Origin of the sequence: Pseudomonas sp. (genome assembly GCF_036404235.1) — a bacterium.
Lineage (GTDB): Bacteria > Pseudomonadota > Gammaproteobacteria > Pseudomonadales > Pseudomonadaceae > Aquipseudomonas.
This window is the reverse complement of record NZ_DASWOT010000119.1, coordinates 62316-83818: the sequence shown is the minus strand read 5'-3', so window position 1 is coordinate 83818 and position 21503 is coordinate 62316. Positions and strand designations below refer to the sequence as shown.

At 57.7% G+C, this 21503-nt stretch carries 23 protein-coding genes; 11 read left to right on the top strand and 12 right to left on the bottom strand.

Annotated features, from left to right (window positions below):
* Nucleotides 1-35 precede the first annotated feature (35 nt).
* The 3 genes from VGC62_RS15200 to VGC62_RS15190 all read left to right on the top strand — a co-directional run bounded on the left by VGC62_RS15200 (nt 36) and on the right by VGC62_RS15190 (nt 2416).
* Complete coding sequence (locus VGC62_RS15200) at nt 36-608, top strand: xanthine phosphoribosyltransferase (RefSeq protein WP_331187904.1); 573 nt, start codon at nt 36-38, stop codon at nt 606-608.
* Between the two features lie 96 nt (nt 609-704).
* Nucleotides 705-1589, top strand: coding sequence for an MBL fold metallo-hydrolase (locus VGC62_RS15195; protein ID WP_331187903.1), 885 nt, complete (start codon nt 705-707; stop codon nt 1587-1589).
* 11 nt (nt 1590-1600) lie between these two features.
* A complete protein-coding gene (locus VGC62_RS15190; RefSeq protein ID WP_331187902.1) occupies nt 1601-2416 on the top strand; it encodes a sulfite exporter TauE/SafE family protein in 816 nt (271 codons plus the stop codon).
* Nucleotides 2417-2543: 127 nt separating this feature from the next.
* Here VGC62_RS15190 and VGC62_RS15185 read toward each other — a convergent pair whose 3' ends face one another.
* The 6 genes from VGC62_RS15185 to dadA all read right to left on the bottom strand — a co-directional run bounded on the left by VGC62_RS15185 (nt 2544) and on the right by dadA (nt 7037).
* Nucleotides 2544-2849, bottom strand: a complete 306-nt coding sequence (locus VGC62_RS15185; RefSeq protein WP_331187901.1) for a DUF2845 domain-containing protein — start codon at nt 2847-2849, stop codon at nt 2544-2546.
* Between the two features lie 105 nt (nt 2850-2954).
* Complete coding sequence (locus tag VGC62_RS15180) at nt 2955-3374, bottom strand: c-type cytochrome (protein ID WP_331187900.1); 420 nt, start codon at nt 3372-3374, stop codon at nt 2955-2957.
* Between the two features lie 182 nt (nt 3375-3556).
* Nucleotides 3557-4105 (bottom strand): cupin domain-containing protein, encoded by a 549-nt coding sequence (locus tag VGC62_RS15175; protein ID WP_120128148.1) that lies wholly within the window; start codon nt 4103-4105, stop codon nt 3557-3559.
* 160 nt (nt 4106-4265) lie between these two features.
* On the bottom strand, nt 4266-5339 hold the full coding sequence (gene alr, locus VGC62_RS15170; protein WP_331187899.1) for an alanine racemase: 1074 nt from the start codon (nt 5337-5339) through the stop codon (nt 4266-4268).
* Between the two features lie 71 nt (nt 5340-5410).
* Complete coding sequence (locus tag VGC62_RS15165) at nt 5411-5764, bottom strand: RidA family protein (protein WP_331187898.1); 354 nt, start codon at nt 5762-5764, stop codon at nt 5411-5413.
* Entirely contained in the window at nt 5739-7037 is a 1299-nt protein-coding gene (gene dadA / locus VGC62_RS15160; protein WP_331187897.1) for a D-amino acid dehydrogenase, read from the bottom strand. Before dadA ends, VGC62_RS15165 begins: the two co-directional genes overlap by 26 nt.
* A 156-nt stretch (nt 7038-7193) precedes the next feature.
* On the opposite strand from dadA, the gene dadR reads away from it, so the two are divergent.
* The 6 genes from dadR to VGC62_RS15130 all read left to right on the top strand — a co-directional run bounded on the left by dadR (nt 7194) and on the right by VGC62_RS15130 (nt 12526).
* The gene (gene dadR, locus VGC62_RS15155) at nt 7194-7682 is read left to right on the top strand and encodes a transcriptional regulator DadR (protein WP_074754679.1); all 489 of its coding nucleotides are present in this window, start codon (nt 7194-7196) and stop codon (nt 7680-7682) included.
* Nucleotides 7683-7794: 112 nt separating this feature from the next.
* The gene (locus VGC62_RS15150; RefSeq protein ID WP_331187896.1) at nt 7795-8970 is read left to right on the top strand and encodes a DUF5924 family protein; all 1176 of its coding nucleotides are present in this window, start codon (nt 7795-7797) and stop codon (nt 8968-8970) included.
* Nucleotides 8971-8980: 10 nt separating this feature from the next.
* Nucleotides 8981-10150 carry an MlaE family lipid ABC transporter permease subunit gene (locus VGC62_RS15145; protein WP_331187895.1) on the top strand — a complete coding sequence of 390 codons (1170 nt, stop codon included), beginning with the start codon at nt 8981-8983 and terminating at the stop codon, nt 10148-10150.
* Nucleotides 10147-10950, top strand: a complete 804-nt coding sequence (locus VGC62_RS15140) for an ABC transporter ATP-binding protein (protein ID WP_331187894.1) — start codon at nt 10147-10149, stop codon at nt 10948-10950. The genes VGC62_RS15145 and VGC62_RS15140 overlap by 4 nt, the downstream gene beginning before the upstream one ends.
* A 2-nt stretch (nt 10951-10952) precedes the next feature.
* Nucleotides 10953-11891, top strand: a complete 939-nt coding sequence (locus VGC62_RS15135) for an MlaD family protein (protein ID WP_331187893.1) — start codon at nt 10953-10955, stop codon at nt 11889-11891.
* Complete coding sequence (locus VGC62_RS15130; RefSeq protein WP_331187892.1) at nt 11888-12526, top strand: ABC-type transport auxiliary lipoprotein family protein; 639 nt, start codon at nt 11888-11890, stop codon at nt 12524-12526. The genes VGC62_RS15135 and VGC62_RS15130 overlap by 4 nt, the downstream gene beginning before the upstream one ends.
* Here the strand turns inward: VGC62_RS15130 and VGC62_RS15125 are convergent.
* From VGC62_RS15125 to VGC62_RS15100, 6 genes are all read right to left on the bottom strand, one after another.
* Nucleotides 12499-13737 carry a nucleoside recognition domain-containing protein gene (locus VGC62_RS15125; RefSeq protein WP_331187891.1) on the bottom strand — a complete coding sequence of 413 codons (1239 nt, stop codon included), beginning with the start codon at nt 13735-13737 and terminating at the stop codon, nt 12499-12501. The two genes, VGC62_RS15130 and VGC62_RS15125, sit on opposite strands and share 28 nt — an antisense overlap.
* A gap of 200 nt (nt 13738-13937) precedes the next feature.
* Complete coding sequence (gltP, locus tag VGC62_RS15120; protein WP_331187890.1) at nt 13938-15269, bottom strand: glutamate/aspartate:proton symporter GltP; 1332 nt, start codon at nt 15267-15269, stop codon at nt 13938-13940.
* A gap of 608 nt (nt 15270-15877) precedes the next feature.
* The gene (locus VGC62_RS15115; protein WP_331187889.1) at nt 15878-16345 is read right to left on the bottom strand and encodes an inhibitor of vertebrate lysozyme family protein; all 468 of its coding nucleotides are present in this window, start codon (nt 16343-16345) and stop codon (nt 15878-15880) included.
* 1 nt (nt 16346) lies between these two features.
* Complete coding sequence (locus tag VGC62_RS15110) at nt 16347-16511, bottom strand: DUF1328 domain-containing protein (RefSeq protein WP_002555679.1); 165 nt, start codon at nt 16509-16511, stop codon at nt 16347-16349.
* Nucleotides 16512-16615: 104 nt separating this feature from the next.
* The gene (locus tag VGC62_RS15105; RefSeq protein WP_331187888.1) at nt 16616-16900 is read right to left on the bottom strand and encodes a hypothetical protein; all 285 of its coding nucleotides are present in this window, start codon (nt 16898-16900) and stop codon (nt 16616-16618) included.
* A gap of 322 nt (nt 16901-17222) precedes the next feature.
* Nucleotides 17223-18086: a BON domain-containing protein gene (locus VGC62_RS15100; protein WP_331187887.1), complete on the bottom strand. Its 864-nt coding sequence runs from the start codon at nt 18084-18086 to the stop codon at nt 17223-17225.
* A 262-nt stretch (nt 18087-18348) separates the two neighbouring features.
* Between VGC62_RS15100 and algB the strand changes: the two genes are divergently transcribed.
* Complete coding sequence (gene algB, locus VGC62_RS15095; RefSeq protein ID WP_331187886.1) at nt 18349-19695, top strand: sigma-54-dependent response regulator transcription factor AlgB; 1347 nt, start codon at nt 18349-18351, stop codon at nt 19693-19695.
* A 10-nt stretch (nt 19696-19705) separates the two neighbouring features.
* Nucleotides 19706-21493, top strand: a complete 1788-nt coding sequence (locus VGC62_RS15090; protein ID WP_331187885.1) for a KinB sensor domain-containing domain — start codon at nt 19706-19708, stop codon at nt 21491-21493.
* Nucleotides 21494-21503: the final 10 nt, after the last annotated feature.

Sequence of the window (21503 nt, the reverse complement as noted above, 5' to 3'; positions counted from 1 at the left end):
TTTATTTCGCGCTGTTAGCGCCCCGAGGAACCGACGTGGAAGCACTGCACAAGAAAATTCGCGAGGAAGGCATCGTCCTTTCCGATCAGGTATTGAAGGTCGACGCGTTTCTCAATCACCAAATCGACCCGGTGCTGATGCAGCAGATCGGCGACGAATTCGCCGCGCTGTTCGCAGACTCCGGCGTCACCAAGATCGTCACCATTGAAGCCTCAGGCATCGCCCCTGCGGTGATGACCGGCCTGAAACTGGGTGTACCGGTCATTTTCGCGCGCAAACACGAGTCGCTGACCCTGACCGAAAACCTGCTCTCAGCGACGGTCTACTCGTTTACCAAACGGGTCGAAAACACCGTGGCCATCTCGCCACGTCACCTGACCAGCAGTGATCGCGTGCTGATCATCGATGACTTTCTGGCCAACGGTAAGGCCTCGCAGGCGCTAATCTCTATCATCAAACAAGCCGGCGCCAGCGTCGCCGGGCTCGGTATCGTGATCGAGAAATCATTCCAGGGAGGCCGTGCGGAGCTCGATGCACAAGGCTATCGCGTCGAGTCGCTGGCGCGGGTCAAGTCGCTGGCCGGTGGCGTGGTCACTTTCGTCGAGTGATGCAAGGCAAGCGCCTCTCATCGAACACAACATAACCCACTCAATAAAAGGATTTTCTGTATCCGGACGGCAATCAATCACTTGCGGAGAGCAGCAATGATCATTGGTGAAAAGTTGCGCGTGGAAGCCTTCTTCGACGAACAGACATCGACCCTCAGCTACCTGGTCGTCGACCGCTCGACGCTCAAAGCCGCGCTCATCGACAGTGTGTTGGACTACGATCCCAAGTCTGGCCACACGAGCACAGTGTCCGCCGACCGACTGATCGCCAGGACCCGTGAGCTAGGTGTCGCGGTGGAATGGATTCTGGAAACCCATGTTCACGCCGATCACGTTTCTGCTGCGGCCTACCTGAAGGAGCATGTGGGCGGCACGGTTGCCATCGGCAATCAAATCACCCGCGTACAAAAGGTCTTCGGCACGTTGTTCAACGCCCAGGGTGACTTCGCCCGCGACGGCAGTCAGTTCGATCAGTTACTGGAAGACGATGCACATTTTCAGATCGGCTCGCTGCAAGCCACGGCCATGCATACGCCAGGACATACCCCCGCATGCATGACTTACCTGATCAGCGTGGATGACGAAACCATCGCCTTCGTCGGCGATACGTTGTTCATGCCCGATTACGGCACCGCCCGCTGTGATTTCCCCGGCGCTAGCGCACGTACGCTGTTTCGCTCGATCGGCAAAATTCTTAGCCTGCCACCTCAAACGCGCTTGTTCATGTGCCACGACTACCTGCCCAATGGCCGCGAGTTGATGTACATGACCACCGTTGCCGAGCAACGCGCCAATAACATTCATATTCATGAAGGGATCGACGAGGATGCTTTCGTCGAGATGCGCGAGAAGCGCGACGCCACGCTGGACATGCCAGTACTGATCCTGCCGTCAGTGCAGATCAACATGCGCGGCGGCCATCTGCCCGAGCCCGAAGACAACGGCATTCGTTATCTGAAGATTCCGATCAATGCGCTGTAAGCCACTCGACAATGAATGAACACGACCTGCTAGGCGCAGGCCTTGGCATCATCGTGGGTGCGATCCTGGCGTTGACCGGTGCTGGCGGTGGGATTCTCGCTGTGCCCTTGTTGGTGTTCGGATTGGGCCTGTCGATGGTTGAAGCCGCGCCCGTCGGCTTGCTGGCCGTGGGGCTGGCGGCGTGGGTCGGCGCGTTGTTGGGCCTGCGTAAAGGGATCGTGCGTTATCGCGCGGCCGGGTTCATCGCCGGTATGGGTATCGTCGTAACGCCGTTAAGTCTATGGCTTGCCCATCAACTTCCTAACCGTCCGCTTGCGCTCGGGTTTTCACTGGTATTGGTATACGCCTGCCTCCGCATCTATAGAAAAGCCGCTCATCAGCGACTTCATGGGCAACCCGCTCCACGCGCAGCTTTTTTGCCGTGCGTGCTGAATCAGCAAGTAGGTCGATTGCGCTGGACGCTGCCCTGCGCCCGCTCGCTGGCGATTACCGGCGTGCTGGCGGGGCTGCTGTCCGGGCTGCTCGGTGTGGGCGGCGGTTTTGTGATCATTCCGGCGCTGACCCGCTACACCGACCTCGACATGAAAAGTATCGTCGCCACGTCACTGGCGGTGATTGCCCTGGTCTCCACAGGCAGCGTAATCACGGCCAGTGTCAGTGGCGTAATGCATTGGCCAGTGGCGGTGCCCTTTGCAGCGGGCGCGGTGATTGGACTGCTCAGTGGATTGCAGGCGGCCAAATACATCGCAGGACCGAGACTGCAACAGGTGTTTGCGGTAGCCGGTTTTATTGCGGCGGCGCTACTCGCTTACAAGGCATGGACCTGACAACACGATGTAGCCTTCGGCAACTCAAAATGAACTGCGCTCAACCTGTATGAGCCAACGTGTTGGCGAGGCGAGCAACGCGGTGCGCCTGAGACACCGCCTCGCGAACACGTTCGCTCCTACAGTGTTACTCCCTCTTCGTTTCCATCGAAGTCAGCTTGTCATCGATGAATCGCAGGTATTGATATGCCCCGTTATGAGGGCCGTAAACCCAGATACTGATTTTCGCGGCATTCAACCTTGGCACCCCGTTGCTTCTTAATGCTGGGCCTTCACTGGTTTGCCTGTCAGGTGCGCCACATTTTTCGCGGACAGCATCCATGCCATCCCCCTCGGCAATCAGCGATGTACCGCAACGCATTGTGGCGCTCACTGCGCAAGTCCACATCAGTAAAGGGACAACGATCAGCATCGAAGCTTTGTTGAAATTCAAGTCAATCCGTCCTTGCTTGATAGAGCCATAAGCGCAGGGCAAACGACTGCTCGCCTTGTGCAAGGCCCATCCGGAGCGGTCTGGTGTGGCAATGTTCGAGACGTGTTACAGCCCGGACATTTTCTTGATCGCACCCTTGAGTTCGTCATCCGAGCAGTCACCGCAGGTGCCTTTGGGTGGCATCGCGTTGATACCGGTAATCGCTTTGGCGAGGATACCGTCGAGGCCGCCTTGGTGATCGGCGCGATCTTTCCAGGCAGCGCTGTCACCGATTTTCGGCGCACCCAACAGCCCGGTGCCGTGGCAGGCGTTACAGTGTTTGGCGATGACCTCATCAGGCGTCTTGGCCGCGCCGCCACCCACCGATGCCGTGACTTCCATGCCCGGACACTCCTTGCCCTGGACACAGACCTGCCCGACGGGCTCAAGCCGTTTGGCAATCTCATCGTTGGTCGCGGCCTGGGCAGTCAACACCCCTAGCGCCAGGAAACCCGCTACAGCCCATATCTTATTAGTGTGGTTCACGCTCTCACCCTCATGGTGGCTATATCACGCCTGCGGCCACGGTATACGCAGGCGGCGAAAGTATAGCGGGTAGCCTGACGGTCTGAAACATCCCTAACATTAGCAAGGATATTAGCGTTTCGACCTGCGTCTCAGACGAGTCCTTGATCGGCCTTCGGTTTCAGGCCGACCGGTTTTGCCGGTCAAAAGTTCGCGGGCGTAGCGGCGCTGATCAGTCGCGCCGGAACGTCAAACGGATTACGAAAGCGATGCGGTCGGGTGCTCTCAAAATAGTAGCTGTCGCCAGCCTCAAGCACATAGGTATCAAGCCCGACAACGAGTTCAAGGCGCCCCTCGACCAGAATCCCGGTCTCCTCGCCTTCGTGAACGAGCATTTCATCACCGGTGTCGGCGCCAGGCGGGTACACCTCGGTCAAGAAGGCGATTGCTCGGCTTGGGTGGGATTTGCCGACCAGTTTCATGGTCACCGCGCCATCGGAGATATCGATCAGTTCGCTGGCTTTGTAAACCACTTGCGTGGGGTTTTCGGGCTCCAGTTCTTCAGAAAAGAACTCCACCATGGACATCGGTATGCCGCCAAGCACTTTTCTCAGAGAGCTGATCGAGGGGCTGACGCTGTTCTTCTCAATCATGGAAATAGTGCTGTTGGTCACGCCCGCTCGTTTGGCGAGTTCACGTTGGGACAGACCTTTGAGTTTACGAATGGATTGCAGTCGTTCACCGACGTCCAATGCGGCAGTCCTCCTGATGATCAAGTTGGGTCAAGTGGTCGCCATGATGGCAACAGTGTTCAGTATTTACAACACTTGAGCCCGTTACCCGATTAGCAAAGGGACTAGCGGCCAAACAAGGTCGCCAAGGGGCAGGACAACTGAAGTGCAACCCTGCGCGTCAGCCCTCGCAATAGAGCCTTGGGACACGACGCAGGTTGCAGAATATCTGGTAGGGGATGGTGCCAGCGCGGGTCGCCACGTCGCTGGCCAATATGTGTTTGCCCCACAATTCGACGCGGCTACCGAGCCCGGCCTGCGGTACATGGGTGAGGTCGACGCAGAGCATGTCCATCGAAACCCGGCCCAGCAACTGGCTGCGCTGGCCGTCGATCAGCACCGGCGTGCCGGTGGGCGCCTGACGAGGATAACCGTCGGCATATCCCATCGCGACCACGCCAATGCGCATCGTACGATCTGTCACGAACCCACCGCCGTAGCCCACCGGCTCACCAGCAGGCAGCTCGCGAACGCAGATCACTTTCGACTCCAGCGTCATGACGGGCTGCAAGCGGTCGGCCACCGATTGCGGTTGATCGAACGGCGTGGCGCCATAGAGCATGATGCCCGGACGCACCCAGTCGCTTGGGATATTCGGCCAAGCCATCGTGGCCGGCGAGTTACGCAGGCTGATCTGCGCCACCAACCCCTGACTCGCCGCCTGAAATACAGCCAGTTGCTCATCGCTGCGCGAGCTGTCCAGCTCGTCAGCACGGGCAAAGTGGCTCATGAGCACGATCTTCGCGACTTTGCCGCTGGCCAACAGACGTTGATAAGCAGGCTGATAATCAGCGGGATGAAAACCAACCCGGTGCATGCCCGAATCCAGCTTGAGCCAGATGTTCAGCGGCTTGCCGACATTGGCTGTCTCGATGGCTTCGAGTTGCCACAGCGAATGCACCACGCACCAGAAGTCGTGCTCGACGATCAACGCCAACTCATCGGCCTCGAAAAAACCTTCCAGCAGCAGAATCGGTGCCTTGATGCCGGCCTGACGTAACTCCAGGGCCTCTTCGATGCAGGCCACGGCGAAACCGTCCGCCTGGGCCTCCAGCGCCTGCGCTACCCGCACCGCGCCATGACCATAAGCGTCGGCCTTGACCACCGCGAGCGCTTTGGCGCCAGTGGTTTCACGGGCGAGTTGGTAGTTGTGGCGCAAGGCCTGGAGATCGATGAGGGCGCGGGCTGGACGCATGGCTGGCTGATTCTGATCCAAGAGTAATGAGGAGCCTGTTGGAGCTTGGCTCCAACAAGGCTTTGTATTGTTTACGGCAATGCAGCAACAACCAACAGCTCAACCAGGATTTCCGGTTCGCACAGCTTGGCTTCAACAGTGGCGCGGGCTGGAGCGGTGCCTTTTGGCAACCACGTGTCCCACACACTGTTCATGCCTGCGAAATGTGCGTCGATGTCCTTCAGGTAAATCGTCACCGACAGAATACGGCTCTTGTCGGTACCAGCCAGATCAAGCAGGCGCTCGATGTTGTTCAACGTCTCGCGAGTTTGCTGCTCGATGCCTGCGGCCATGTCGTCAGCCACTTGGCCGGCAAGGTAAACGGTGCCGCTATGGGCGACGATTTGGCTCATGCGCTCATTAGTGAGCTGGCGCTGGATTGACATTTTTTGCGATCTCCTTGGAACTGCCATAACGAGAAATATCGAGGCCTTCGGCGCTGATTTGTGGCTTTTTGCGAGCGAGCAGGTCGGCCAGCAAACGGCCAGAACCGCAGGCCATGGTCCAGCCAAGCGTACCGTGGCCGGTATTGAGGAACAGGTTGCGATACCGCGTGGCACCAATGATCGGCGTGCCATCGGGTGTGGTCGGGCGCAGTCCGGTCCAAAAACTGGCCTGCGTCAGGTCACCGCCCCGAGGATAAAGGTCGTTGACGATCATCTCCAGCGTTTCCCGGCGACGCGGGTTGAGCGACAGATCAAAGCCCGCGATCTCGGCCATGCCGCCGACACGGATACGGTTGTCGAAACGGGTAATCGCGACCTTGTAGGTCTCGTCGAGAATGGTCGAGGTCGGGGCCATGGCCGGATCGGTGATCGGCACGGTCAGTGAATAACCTTTGAGCGGGTAAACCGGCGCTTTGATGCCCAGCGGCTTGAGCAACTGTGGCGAATAGCTGCCAAGGGCCAGCACATAGCGGTCAGCGGTTTCGAGTTTGCCGTTGATCCACACGCCGTTGATGCGATCACCCGCAAAATCGATGGATTCGATGGACTGGTCAAAACGGAACTCGACACCCAGGTCGGTCGCCATTTGTGCGAGGCGCGTGGTGAAAAGCTGACAATCGCCGGTCTGGTCGTTCGGCAAACGCAGCGCGCCGCTGAGGATATTGCTGACGCTGGCCAAGGCCGGCTCGACGCGGGCGATGCCTTCGCGGTCGAGCACCTCGTATGGCACGCCGGCCTGTTCGAGCACAGCAATGTCTTTGGCGGCGTTATCCAGTTGCTCCTGGGTGCGAAACAGCTGCGTGGTACCCAGGCTGCGGCCTTCGTAGGCAATACCCGTTTCTGCACGCAGTTCATCGAGGCAGTCACGGCTGTATTCAGACAGCCGCACCATGCGCTCTTTATTGACCGCATAGCGGTTGGCAGTGCAGTTGCGCAGCATTTGCGCCATCCACAGGTATTGATCAATATCGGCCGTCGCCTTGATCGCCAGCGGCGCGTGCCGCTGCAGCAGCCATTTGATCGCCTTGAGCGGCACGCCCGGCGCGGCCCATGGCGACGCATAGCCCGGCGACACTTGGCCTGCGTTGGCAAAACTGGTTTCCATGGCAGCGGCGGGCTGGCGATCGACGACCGTCACCTCAAAGCCTTCACGCGCCAGATAATAAGCACTGGTGGTACCGATTACGCCACTTCCAAGGACCAGAACGCGCATGTTGATTCCCTCATCGCGGATATCCGCTGACGTTTTGAAGTTTTAAGCAAGGATGTGGGCAGTATAAAAAGCAATCAGCAGTGCTTTTCACTATATAAATGCCTATATTCAGCTTTAATTCTTGTTAACGAAGGCTTTCGCAGACGGGGTTTTTATATGCGTACGCAACATCAGTCCAAGCGCGAACTGGACAAGATTGATCGCAACATCCTGCGCATCCTCCAGAGCGACGGCAGAATCTCTTTCACAGAGTTGGGGGAACGCGTGGGTTTGTCCACCACACCGTGTACAGAACGGGTCCGCAGACTGGAGCGCGAAGGCATCATCATGGGCTACAACGCGCGCCTTAACCCGCAGAATCTCAAGGCTAGCCTGTTGGTATTCGTTGAGATAAGCCTGGATTACAAATCGGGCGACACTTTCGAGGAATTCCGCCGAGCGGTACTGAAATTGCCCCATGTGCTGGAGTGCCACCTGGTGTCCGGGGATTTCGACTACCTGGTGAAAGCACGGATCTCCGAGATGGCCTCTTACCGTAAGCTGCTGGGTGACATCCTGCTCAAATTGCCCCATGTGCGGGAGTCCAAAAGCTACATCGTGATGGAAGAAGTGAAGGAGAGCCTGAATTTGCCGATTCCAGAGTAAGAGTTGCCGAGTCTGAACCGACTTCTTCGCAAGCAACATTCCGACAATTCAGGCCGCATTGAATATTGATACCCTATGGCGGATTTTTCCTACAGCACAGCGAATCACCGAAATGCCGGATTGGAATGCCGTTCTAAATCACTCAGCCATACAGCGCATCATCGGGCTGATGAAGCGCTATCCAGGCGTGATCGCGCTGTTCGGCTTTTGCTCGGGGATCGGTAGCTTCATTCTGGTAGATCGACAAGCCAAGCTGGCGACATGGATCGCGGTGATCCTGCTGCTGAGCTGGATTTGGCTGATGTTCGAGAACAGCGCCATGACGCTGTTCGCAAAAGTCTTCAAACGGGAAATCCCCAAACCACTGCTGCGCTATGGCACGCAGATGATTCATCAGGAAAGCCTGTTCTTCGTCCTGCCATTCTTCTTTGTCACGACCACCTGGAACAGCGGACAACTGGTCTTCACTGGGCTGCTGGCCGCCGCGGGGCTGATCTCGATTACCGACCCGCTGTACTACAAGTGGCTGGCTCCCAAGCGCTGGCTGTTCATGGCGCTGCACACCCTGACGTTGTTCGCCGCGTTGCTGACGGCACTGCCGATTATCCTGCACCTGACCACAGCCCAGAGCTACAAGCTGGCGCTGATCACCGCCATGTTGCTCTCGTTTCCCAGCCTGGCGTCGAGTTTCCCGATCAATAGCTGGCGGCGTGGCGCAGGTCTGGTGGTCATGACACTGGTCATTGGCGGCGCTGGCTGGCTGCTGCGTTCGTGGGTGCCGCCAGCAACACTCTGGCTCACCGAGGTCGCCGTCAGCACCACTTTCGATAACCAGAACCGTACGCCGGGCGACAGCATCAAGGAAATCGGCATCAACCAGCTACGCAGCGCCGGGCTGTATGCCTACACCTCGATCAACGCGCCACGCGGTCTGGACGAGCGCATTTATCACGTGTGGCGCCACAACGGTAAGGAAGTCGACCGCATCGCGCTGGACATCCATGGCGGCCGTGAAGAAGGTTATCGCGCCTGGACCCATAAACAGAACTTCCCCCCGGACGTGCTTGGCAAATGGCAAGTGAGGGTGATGACAGACGACGGACAAATGATCGGCGTCTTGCGATTTGAGGTCACCGACAGTGATCAGCCGGCCGTCACTCGCAAAAGATTCACGCCTGCAGGTTTGAAACCAGGCGCGGACAGCTATGATGCAGACGATTCGCACAAGGATGTACCTGATAAAGAAGGGCTTGCTCCAACTCAATCCGATCCAGCCAAAAGTAACTAAGCTCGTCGCCATGACTCAGTCGTCCACCCTGGCTACCCGCGCACCGGAACTTTCGGGCAGCGCCCTACTGGATACTTCGAACAATCCCACGCAGCTGCGGATTACCGGAGACTGGACGCTCGCCCATTACCCCAGCTTGCGGCGTCAAACAGCCGCCCTGCGCGATGGCTTCAGCGCCAGCACACAGGTCGATCTGAGCCAGCTTGGCGCGCTGGACACAGCGGGCGCCTCGCTGCTGGTGGAATTGCTCGGGGTGGAGCGTCTGCGGCTGCTGTCCGTGCAGTCGCCCAACCTGCCGGAGTCCAGCCGGGCGCTGATGCAAACGATTCAAACGGCGCTATGCGACTACTGCGAGCCGCTCAAAGACCCAGAAATAACCGTCAGCATGCAGCTCCTTGAGCGCATCGGCCGTGCGGTAGACGCAGTCTGGCAAGACACCCTTCAGTTGCTCGGTTTCTTCGGCCTTATTCTGCAAACCATCGTTCTTAATATGGCGCGCCCAAAGCGCTGGCGCACCACCTCGATCATCGCCCACGTCGAGCAAATCGGGCTGGACGCCGCGCCCATCGTGGCGCTGCTGACCTTTCTGGTCGGTGCCGTGGTCGCGTTTCTCGGTGCGACAGTACTGCGAGCCTTTGGCGCCACGATATTTACCGTCGACTTGGTGGCCTTCTCGTTTTTGCGGGAGTTTGGGGTATTGCTCACGGCTATTTTGATGGCTGGCCGCACCGCCAGCGCCTTCACCGCTCAGATCGGCTCCATGCAGGCCAACGAGGAAGTCGACGCCATCAGGACGCTGGGGTTGAGTCCTACAGAATTACTCGTCGTCCCGCGCGTGCTGGCGCTGTTGATCTCACTTCCGATACTGACGTTTCTGGCGATGATCTGCGGCATCGTCGGCGGTGGAGTGGTCTGTGCGTTGTCGCTGGACATCTCCCCCGCGATGTTTCTATCGCTGATCCAGGCCAACATCGGCGTGCAGCATTTTCTGGTAGGAATGTCGAAAGCCCCGGTCTTTGCCTTTTTCATTGCCGCCATCGGTTGCCTGGAAGGCTTCAAGGTCAGCGGCAGCGCTGAGTCCGTCGGGGCGCACACGACCTCAAGCGTGGTTCAATCGATCTTCGTTGTCATCGTCCTCGATGCATTGGCGGCGATGTTTTTCATGGAGCTTGGCTGGTGACAAAACGTTGCGTACAACCGAGTGAAGCGGTGATCGAGGTGCGCGGCCTGTGCAATCGATTTGGCCCCCAGATCGTGCATGAGAACCTGGACCTCGATTTGTACCGGGGTGAAATCCTCGCGGTCGTGGGCGGCTCCGGCAGCGGCAAATCAGTGTTGCTGCGCAGCATCGTCGGGCTGCGTCGCCCCGATGCAGGAAACATCCGGGTCTTGGGTCAGGATCTTCAGAACCTGTCGGAGAAAGGCCGTTCGCAGGTTGAGCGACGTTTCGGCGTACTGTTTCAGAAAGGAGCGTTGTTTTCTTCGCTGACCATCGCTGAGAACGTCGCCCTACCACTGATTGAACACGCCGGTTTGAGCCGCGAAGAAGCCGAGCACCTGGCCGGGATCAAACTGGCGCTGTCAGGGTTACCGTTGTCGGCGGCGTATAAATATCCGGCGGCGCTCTCTGGCGGCATGATCAAGCGCGCGGCGCTGGCCCGGGCGCTGGCCCTGGACCCGGACATCCTGTTTCTCGACGAACCCACCGCAGGCCTTGATCCGATTGGCGCAGCGGCTTTCGACCAGTTGATCCTGACGCTGCGCGACGCGCTTGGCTTGAGCGTATTTCTGGTGACCCACGATCTGGACACGCTGTACACCATCACCGACCGAGTGGCGGTGCTGGCTGAAAAACGGGTGCTGGTCGCCGATAGCATCGACAAAGTGGCCGCCACCCAAGACGCCTGGACTCACGAATACTTTCATGGCCCACGCGGCCGCATGGCGTACGCCGCCGCCAACCAGCCAAAAGAGGTCTAAGGATGGAAACCCGTGCCCATCACGTGCTGATCGGCCTGTTTACGGTCATTGTGGTCACCGCTGCGCTGCTGTTCGGCCTGTGGCTGGCCAAATCCAGTGTCGACACCGCATTCAAGGATTACCAGATCGTGTTCAACGAGGCCGTCACCGGCCTGTCACGCGGTAGCGCCGTGCAGTACAGCGGGATCAAGGTCGGCGACGTGGTTCAGCTCAAGCTGGACCCGCAGGACCCTCGCCGAGTGCTCGCACAAATCCGCATCACGGGCGATACACCCATCAAGGAAGACACCCAGGCCAAGCTGGCGTTGAACGGCATCACCGGCACCTCGATCATCCAACTCAGCGGCGGCACCCCACAGAGCCCAGAACTGGTTGGCGAACAAGACAAGCTGCCGACCATCATCGCGGCGCCCTCGCCCATTGCACGCTTGCTGAACAACAGCAACGACCTCATGACCGGGATTAACGTTCTACTGCACAACGCCAACGAGCTGTTTTCTTCGAAAAACGTGCAAACCCTGACCCAGACACTCGAACACCTTGAGCAAACCACCGGCGCGATTGCCGATCAGCGCGATGACATTCGTCAGGCCCTCAAGCAACTGACCGTTCTCAGCAAACAAGCAGGTGGCACGCTGGAGCAAACGTCGCTGTTGATGCGCAACGCCAATAACGTGTTGACCAGCGATGGCAAGCAGGTGATCGGCAGCGCCGCAAACGCGATGAAATCGCTGGAACAAAGCAGCGCCAGGATCAATGCGCTGCTGACCAACAACCAGGATTCCCTCAACGGCGGCATGCAAGGGTTGGGCGAACTCGGCCCGGCGATTCGCGAATTGCGCGAAACCCTCACCTCGTTGAAAACCATTTCCCGCCGCCTGGACGCTAACCCCAGCGGTTATCTCCTCGGCAGCGACAAGAACAAGGAGTTTGAGCCATGAGGCGTGTCCGTCAGTCAGTCAGCCAGTTACTCGTCGTTGGCGTGATCCTGCTGTCGAGCGGCTGTTCGATTTTGCCCAAGACCGAACCCTCCGTTGTCTATCGCTTGCCGACGGCCCTCACCGGCACGAAAAACCCGACGCCGGTGTCGTGGTCGCTTCGGATAGTCCGGCCTAAAGCCAGCGAAGTGCTGGACAGCCCTCGTATCGCGGTGACTCCCCAAGGTGACGTCATCAGCAATTACAAGGGCGCACGCTGGAGTGATCCGGCGCCCGTGCTGTTGCGCAACCGGCTGACCGATGCGTTTTATCGGGACGGGCGAGTGCAGTCGATCAGCACCGATGAGAGCAATCTGCAGGCGGATTTCGAGTTGGGCGGGGAGTTGCAAGCATTCCAGAGCGAATACAAAGGCCAGGCCATCGAAGTGGTGATTCGGCTGGATGCGCGGATCGTCAATGATCGGCAGCGCATCATCGCCAGCCATCGCTTCGAAGTGCATCAACCCGTGGCTGACAAGCAAGTCGCCGCAGTGGTTGCAGGTTTCGGGCAGGCCAGCGATGCGCTGACCGCCCAACTGCTGCAATGGACGGTAGAACAGGGTCAGAACAACTACGCGACCGCACCGAAAAACCAGTAGCAGACGAAAATCGCCGCGATTACGCCAGCCAGTTCAGCCAGCAGCGCACAGCCCACCGCATGTCGCGCACGCTGAATGCCTACGGCTCCGAAATACACGGCAAGCACGTAGAAAGTGGTTTCCGTGCTGCCCTGAATGGTTGCCGCGACCAACGCCGGAAAGCTGTCTACGCCTTGGGTCTGCATGGTTTCGATCAGCATGGCCCGCGCGGCGCTGCCCGAGAACGGTTTGACCAGCGCGGTCGGCAGTGCATCGACAAAGCGTGCGTCCAGCCCGGCCGACACAATCACATGGCGAATCCCTTCAAGGATCAGATCCAGAGCGCCTGACGCCCGCAGCACGCCCACCGCGCACAACATCGCTACCAGATACGGCAGCAGATTCTTCGCCACATCGAAGCCTTCCTTCGCGCCTTCGATGAATGCCTCATAGACCTTGACCTTACGCAGCGCGCCGATGACCAAAAACAAAATGATCAGGCCAAACAACGTCACGTTGCCCAACACCGAGGACAAGGTCGCCAGCGCGGTAGCCGAAAGCCCCGCCAGCACCGCCATGAAGCCGCCCAACAGCAAAGCACCGGGAATCAGGTACGCCAGCACCACCGGGTCCCACAGGCGCAAACGCTGCATGAACGCCACCGACAGCAATCCGACCAGGGTCGAGGCGCTGGTCGCCAGCAGGATCGGCAAAAAGACCATGGTCGGGTCGGGAGCACCTTGCTGGGTGCGGTACATGAAAATCGTCACCGGCAACAGCGTCAATGAAGAGGCGTTGAGTACCAGAAACAGGATCTGCGCGTTGCTGGCGACGGTTTGACTAGGGTTCAAATCCTGTAGCGCGCGGATGGCCTTTAGGCCGATGGGCGTGGCGGCGTTGTCCAGGCCCAGCGCATTGGCGGCGAAGTTGAGGGTGATCAGGCCCAGGGCAGGATGACCCGGCGGGACTTCCGGCATCAAGCGGGTGAACAGCGGCCCCAGGACTTTGGCCAGCCATTGGACAATGCCCGCCTTCTCGGCGATTTTCAGGAAGCCCAGCCACAAGGTTAGCGTGCCGAACAACAAAATCATCACATCGACCGACAGCTTGGCCATGGCGAAAATGCTTTCGACCATCGTCGCGAAAATCCCGGAATTGCCGCCAATCAACCACTGCGAAAGCGCCGACACCGCCGCCACAAGAAAAAAGCCAAGCCATAGGCCATTGAGCATCGGTAAATCCCTCGAAAGATGCGGGGGATGATAGCGGCGGGGGCGTAAACAACAAACCCCGGATTGAGTTTGGGCTCGGGGAGTTGAGATCCTGGGAATGTGCTGTTTGGGAGCGGCCTTGCCTCGCCCATCGAGAGAGCTGCCCAAGTAAAAACAACAAACCCCGGAAATCCGGGGTTTGTGCTTAAGCGCTCAAGCAGTCAATCGACAGTAGCATCGCCTGTGGGCAACGGCTCTTTGCTGCGCCAATGCGGCAGGGAGTTCCAATAGCGCTCGCCTTTGGCATCGTCGTACAGGCCTTCCCAACGAGAGATGACCAATACCGCCAAAGCGTTGCCGATCACGTTCAGCGCCGTACGGGCCATGTCCATGATCCGGTCGACGCCTGCGATGAATGCCAGACCCTCCAGCGGAATACCCACGCTGCCCAAGGTGGCCAACAGCACCACGAAGGACACACCCGGCACGCCAGCAATGCCTTTGGAGGTGACCATCAATGTCAGTACCAGCATCAATTGCTGTCCAATCGACAGGTCGATGCCATACAACTGCGCGATGAACAGGGCTGCGATGCTTTGGTACAGCGTCGAGCCATCGAGGTTGAACGAGTAACCGGTCGGCACCACAAAGCTGCTGATGGCTTTCGGCGCGCCGTAGGCCTCCATCTTCTCGATTACCCGTGGCAGCACGGTTTCCGAGCTGGCGGTGGAGTAGGCCAAAATCAGCTCGTCCTTGAAGATGCGTATCAGCTTGAGCACCGAGAAGCCGAACAGGCGAGCGATCAGGCCGAGCACCACAAAGGCGAAGAAGGCAATGGCGACGTAAACCAGAATCACCAGCTTGGCCAAAGGCAGCAATGATGCAAAGCCAAAGTTGGCGACCGTGACCGCGATCAGCGCAAACACCCCAATTGGCGCGTAGTTCATGATCATGTGCGTGACTTTGAACATGGTTTCCGAGACGCCCTGGAACACTTTCACCAACGGCTCGCGCACCTCGGCTTGCAGGCTCGATAGACCTAACCCGAAGAACACCGAGAAGAAAATGATCGGCAGCATGTCGCCACGGCTGATGGCCGCGAAGATGTTCGAGGGGATCAGGTTGAGGATCGTCGCCACGAACGCGTGATCATGTTGTACCTCGGAGGTGGTCTTCTCATATTGCGAGATGTCCACAGTCCCCAACGTGCTCATGTCGATGCCTGAGCCAGGATGGAACAGATCCGCCAACAGCAGGCCCACGACAATAGCGAGGGTGGTGACGACTTCGAAATAAAGGATGGTCTTGAGCCCGATGCGTCCAAGCTTCTTCGCATCGCCCATGCCAGCGATGCCGACAACCAACGACGAGATCACGATGGGGATGACGATCATCTTGATCAGCCGAATGAAGATTTCACCCGCCGGTTGCAAAATCGTGTTGATCCACCAGGCCTTCTCTGCACTGAACTGACTAAGCACCGCGCCGACGGCGATCCCCAATACCAGCCCGATGAGAATTTGCCAGGCGAGGCTCAGCTTTGCCTTTTTCATGTCATTACCCTTGTTTCAGATGGCTTGGACATTCCTCAACCAACGCATCCGAACCTGCACCCGAAAGAGCAGCTTGAAGCACTGGCGCCCTTGGAAACGCCCAGCAGGTCACCGCAAAACGAGCATCCGAGCTCTTGGCAGGCGAAAAAGGCCGCAACTATTCCCACGTAAGCCCCTGTCGTCTAATGCCGTAGATGACTACCTCATGCCGAATCGGCATGAATAAAATCAATGACTTAGCGATTTCGACATTTGAGAGCAGGTCTGAGGGCGCTGAATGTGTGCGCAGAAGTGGGTAAAACGTCGCCTGTGGCTTGGCAAGCAGAGGATTTTCAAAAGCAGGACGAAGAAAACTCACCCTGCGCGGCGGCGAACTTGAGGGTGTTTTTTCTCGATATACGGTCGTAAGACGTTTCTCGGCAGCGTGTAAGACGCTAAACATCAAACGCCAGGAACGTGGGGGGAAAAGGCAGGGAAATGAGCGCTGAAAGCGAAGGCGTTTTGCGCGCCGCGCCTTCCTGACCCGGCCCATAAGGAGGCACTCCATGCCCCCTAGGGCTGCGCATCGAACAGGAAGATCAGTGCATCTATAGATCTTCCGTTTTCAATCAGTACCAATTAGGGTCTTTTTTCAGTTGCTCTCTCAACAACGCCTGAATACCTTCATTAGGCTTGCCAAGAAAGCGGTAATCGGCGTGACGCGTCGGTGACTTATCTGCTGGCAAACCTGCAGGCACTTCAACCAGCATCGCGTAGGCATCTTTCTTGTCGAGGCTGAACGCCACGATAAGTCGCTTGCTGGTGCAGGTGTCCTGCGTCTCGCACAGCGGCCCTACCAAATAACCGTCACCTTTTTCGGTAACGGCGGTCATTTGATCGGAAGCACCGGATAGATTGATCACCCAATCGGGCAATCGCTCCTCCTTCTTAACAACGCTTGACCATGTCTGGCGGTATTGGGGATCAGAGCTCAGAAGCTCATTGACCCGAGACTGCCCATCGTTGGCCGCCATGACCATGGCACTGCTGCTCATCAGAATAGTCAGCGCCACGGCATGCAAGGGTTTACGCGTCATGTCAGCCTCGACCGCGACGACCGAAGAAGAACGAAACGACAAACATCACCAGAAAAACAACGAAGAGAATCTTGGCGATACCCGTTGCAGTACCTGCGATACCACCGAAGCCCAGGACCGCAGCGACGATAGCGATGATCAGAAACGTGATTGCCCAACTCAACATGGTGATTCTCCTTACTGTTTTAATTTTCTATACATCGAATCGGAATCGATTTTTCGATGCAGATACGCCTCTGGCTTCAATCGGCCAGAAGATACAAACGCTGCTTAGAACACCCAGCTTTGCTGACGGGGTGTTTGGTCAACGGCAGGTGCTTTTTCATCTACAGGCTGAAAACTCAACGCAACCTCCCTGGCCTGCAACACCGGTGCTTTAGCCAAGAGTGCGCTGCGACTGTAGGCAGGGTCGATCTGGGTGACTTCTTGATCTTGATTCCAACGATTGAATTGTTGAGCTGCGATCAGAGTGACCATCAGCGCCAGGCTAGCGAACAAACCTTGCTGCACATGCAGCGGCGCAATACGCAGACGAGCGAGACGTTGAGTGTTCATTCCGATGCTCCTCCCACTAAGGTGGCGATCAACCTTGTTGGCCGTCTATCCAAGCCTTTCTTGATTGAGTTATTGCAGTCTGTGTGCCAGCTTTTTATCTTCAATAAAAACAATATAAATCAATAGGTTATCGATAGATGAAAGACATCCTTTACACGCAAGCTGCACGATTGATCATTTGGCATCGTGCGTAATGCACGAAGTGATGAAAAGTTGCTGAAGCCGCGCTTGCCGGCAAACACCTTGGCACAGGCAGTGAGGACAGCATCTATAGCCACCTGTGCGGTAAGTGCGCCGCACATCGCCTAGGTGTCGCGATGGATTACCCTGTCGTGCGAGTCATCACCCGCAGCGTGTCGGCATCCACACCTTTGACCCCACGAATATTGCGCGCGATTTCAACGGCGAGTTCTTTCTCGGCGTAATTGGCGACCACACCCTCCAGGCTGACGATTCCCGCTTTGGTCTGAACCTTGATGTTCAAGCCATCCAGATTGCGGCTGTAGATCAAGCTGGATTTAACCTTGCTGGTGATCCACGCATCACTGAACTCCTCACGCACGCTATCGGCCTGCGCCGCGTTTTGATCCTTGATCGCCTGGGTGTCGCGGGCACTGAGACTGATAAGGTTGTTCACCTCAGTCACGCCATCGGTATTGCTCGCAAGGCTGCCCGCCAACTCCTTGGCCTGCGCGCTTTGCGCCTGCCCCTTGAGGGTGACAACGCCCTGTTGGCTGTTCACGTCGATCTTCAGCGCCTCGGTCACGCTGTTCCAAAGTAGTTTGGATTTGATTGTCGCCGTCAGCGTCGCGTCTTCGAAACGCTGGGCCATGTTGGCCTTGGTACCGGGCTCAGAAGCAACAGCGCTGTCGATCTGCAGTTGGTTATCGACCTTGTTGATGCCTTGGGTATCTGCGGCAATTTGCCCGGCCAGTTCTTTGTCGACCTCGTTTTCCACCTTGCCTTTGAGAATAGCGGTGCCTTGTTCAACGTCGACCGAGATATTGAATGGACTCAAGTGCCGGTTGAGTGCGAACGCAGTCCAGATCGAGCCTTCTTGTCGAGCCTCGGCCAGCTGAGTCTGCAGATCGCCCTGCGCGGCCTGAGCCGCCGGGATAAAAAACGGCGCAAGTCCCAACATGCTAACGGTGGCAGTGGCCAGGACGATCTTTTTAAGCGGATGCATGACAAATCTCCAACGGTTGCCAATGGGTCTACTTGAGAGACTTTCCATTGGCGCAGTGGTTCTATCCAAAATGCCATCACTGAGTTGTTCGCAAGCGCTGTTGTCACGCATTCACGCAGTAATAGAGGCATGAGATCAGAGCATCCGAGAATTTTCGGCAGATAAGTACCATGGCGCACGGTTAATCAATCAGAATCAACCATGCAACTTGCAAGATGTTTCCGTGACTAACAAAGATCATTCGTACAGGAGCGTAGGAAAAATGGAAGCAGCCACTGAGAATCAGGGCCGTATTCTGCTTGTGGATGATGAGTCCGCCATCCTTCGCACCTTCCGCTATTGCCTGGAGGACGAAGGGTACAGCGTGGCCACCGCCAACAGTGCGGCTCAGGCCGAGGCGCTGCTGCAACGTCAGGTGTTCGATTTGTGCTTCCTGGATCTGCGTCTGGGTGAAGACAACGGCTTGGACGTATTAGCGCAGATGCGTATTCAGGCGCCTTGGATGCGCGTGGTCATCGTGACCGCTCATTCAGCGGTCGACACTGCCGTGGATGCCATTCAAGCTGGCGCCGCCGATTATCTGGTCAAGCCGTGCAGCCCCGATCAACTGCGCCTGGCGACGGCCAAGCAATTGGAAGTGCGCCAGCTATCGGCCAGGCTGGAAGCGTTGGAAGGCGAAGTGCGCAAACCCAAGGACGGGCTGGATTCGCACAGCCCATCGATGATGGCGATTCTGGAGACGGCCCGTCAGGTCGCCAACACCGACGCCAACATCCTGATTCTGGGCGAGTCAGGCACCGGTAAAGGTGAACTGGCACGCGCCATTCATGGCTGGAGCAAGCGGGCGAAGAAGTCCTGCGTGACGATTAACTGCCCTTCGCTGACCGCCGAATTAATGGAAAGCGAGCTGTTCGGCCACAGTCGCGGCGCCTTTACCGGCGCCAGCGAGAGCACCCTCGGTCGAGTGAATCAGGCAGACGGCGGGACATTGTTTCTCGACGAAATCGGCGATTTCCCACTGACGCTACAGCCAAAACTCTTGCGCTTTATTCAGGACAAGGAATACGAACGCGTAGGCGACCCGGTGACTCGCCGCGCCGATGTACGCATCCTGGCGGCCACCAACCTCAATCTCGAAGACATGGTTCGCGAAGGGCGTTTTCGCGAAGACCTGTTGTATCGCCTGAACGTTATTACCCTGAACCTGCCTGCGTTGCGCGAACGTAGCGAGGACATCCTGACGCTTGCAGACCGCTTTTTGGCGCGCTTCGTCAAAGAGTATGGACGTCCGGCACGCGGATTCAGTGATCTGGCGAGGGCTGCCCTGCTCAATTACCGCTGGCCAGGGAACATCCGCGAACTGCGCAACGTGGTTGAACGGGCGAGCATCATCTGCCCGCAGGAAAAAGTTGAAATCAGCCACTTAGGCATGGCCGAACAGCCCGTCAATAATGCTCCGCGCGTGGGTGCTGCAATGAGCCTGGACGATCTGGAAAAGGCCCATATCGGGGCCGTTTTAGCCACCAGCGATACCCTGGATCAGGCCGCCAAAACCCTGGGCATCGACGCCTCGACGCTGTACCGCAAGCGCAAGCAGTACAACCTGTGATTGACTGCTCATGAAGTTCGCGATGAAGTTACGCACCCGCCTGTTCCTCAGCATTTCGGCCCTGATCACGGTCGCAATGGTTGGTTTGCTGCTGGGGCTTGTCTCCGTCTTGCAAATGGCGAAGTCGCAGGAAATGCTGGTTCAGCGTAACTTCGTCACCCTCGACCTGGGTCTGCAGCTACGGCAAAACCTGGGCGACCAATTGGTCATGATGCTGAGGAAAAACCCCGTACAGCCGGACCTCTCGCGAGCACAGCAACAGTTTCGGGACCTACTGAACAAAGGTATCGATCACGATCTACAGACCAACGAGCATAACGGCTTTGAACAGGCTCGAGAGGATTACCAGCTGTTTCTCCAGGCGTACGAGCATTCCAGAAATGCAACGCAGCCCATCAGTGACAACGAGCCGCTCACTACGAGTTTCAACGTGTTGCGCAATGGTCTGCTCAATGCCCACCGGCAAGCGCTTGAGAACATCAACGAATCCGAAAACGGTGCTCGCACTCATGCGTTGTGGGTATCGGCGTTGCTTGGACTGGTAGGGCTGGCAGTGCTGGGCATCGGCTTCATCACAGCACACGGGATTGCCAGACGATTTGGTGCGCCTATCGAAGCGCTTGCCAAAGCAGCCGACAACATTGGCCAAGGTAACTTCGAGGTGACACTGCCGATTTCGTCAGCGGCCGAAATGAACCTGCTGACACGCCGTTTCGGCGTGATGGCCGAAGCTTTGCGCCAGCATCAAGTCACTAACGTCGACGAGTTGCTGGCGGGGCAGCAGCGCCTGCAAGCGGTGCTCGACAGTATTGATGACGGCTTGCTGATGATTGATCACCAAGGGCGACTGGAACACTTGAACCCGGTCGCACAACGGCAACTGGGTTGGGAAGAAGACCGCCTTGGGTTGGGGCTCGGTGCAGCACTTGATCGCCCCGAACTCGATGAGCAGCTTTATCTGGTATTGCGTGGCGGCACGCTGGAGCGGGCGCCTGAAGACCTGTCCATCGAGATTGATGGCGAAACGCGCCTGCTGACCTATAGCCTGACGCCGGTCAGTCATACAAAAGGCCATATTCAGGGCGCAGTGATGGTGCTGCACGACGTGACCGAGCAGCGAGCGTTCGAGCGCGTTCGCAGTGAATTCGTGCTGCGGGCGTCCCACGAACTGCGCACGCCAGTCACTGGCATGCACATGGCCTTCGGCTTGCTACAAGAGCGTCTGCATTTCCCGGCAGAATCGCGCGAGGCGGATCTGCTCAAGACCGTCAATGAAGAAATGCAACGTCTGATGCAATTGATCAATGACCTGCTGAATTTCTCGCGCTATCAGAACGGCCTGCAAAAACTCACCCTGGCGCCCTGCGACGTCAGCCAATTGCTGGAAGAATCGCGTCTGCGCTTCGTCGATCAAGCTCACGATCAAGACACCATCCTGCTGGTGGAAATGCAGGAACCTCTGCCGCGCCTGCATGCCGACAAAGGCCAGTTGGAGCGCGTACTCGACAACCTCCTCGACAATGCGCTGCGCCATACGCCCCAAGGCGGGCTGATCCGTTTGCAGGCCCGCCGCCACGGTGAGCGCTTGATCGTCAGTGTCGAAGACAATGGCGAGGGCATCGCCTACGGCCAACAAGCCCGGATCTTCGAGCCGTTCGTTCAGGTCGGGCGCAAGAAGGGGGGCGCGGGGTTGGGATTGGCACTGTGCAAAGAAATCGTGCAACTGCATGGCGGGCGAATGGGTGTTTACTCACGTCCCGCCCAAGGCACGCAGTTCTACATGGCGTTGCCACTGTAGGCCCAAGCGC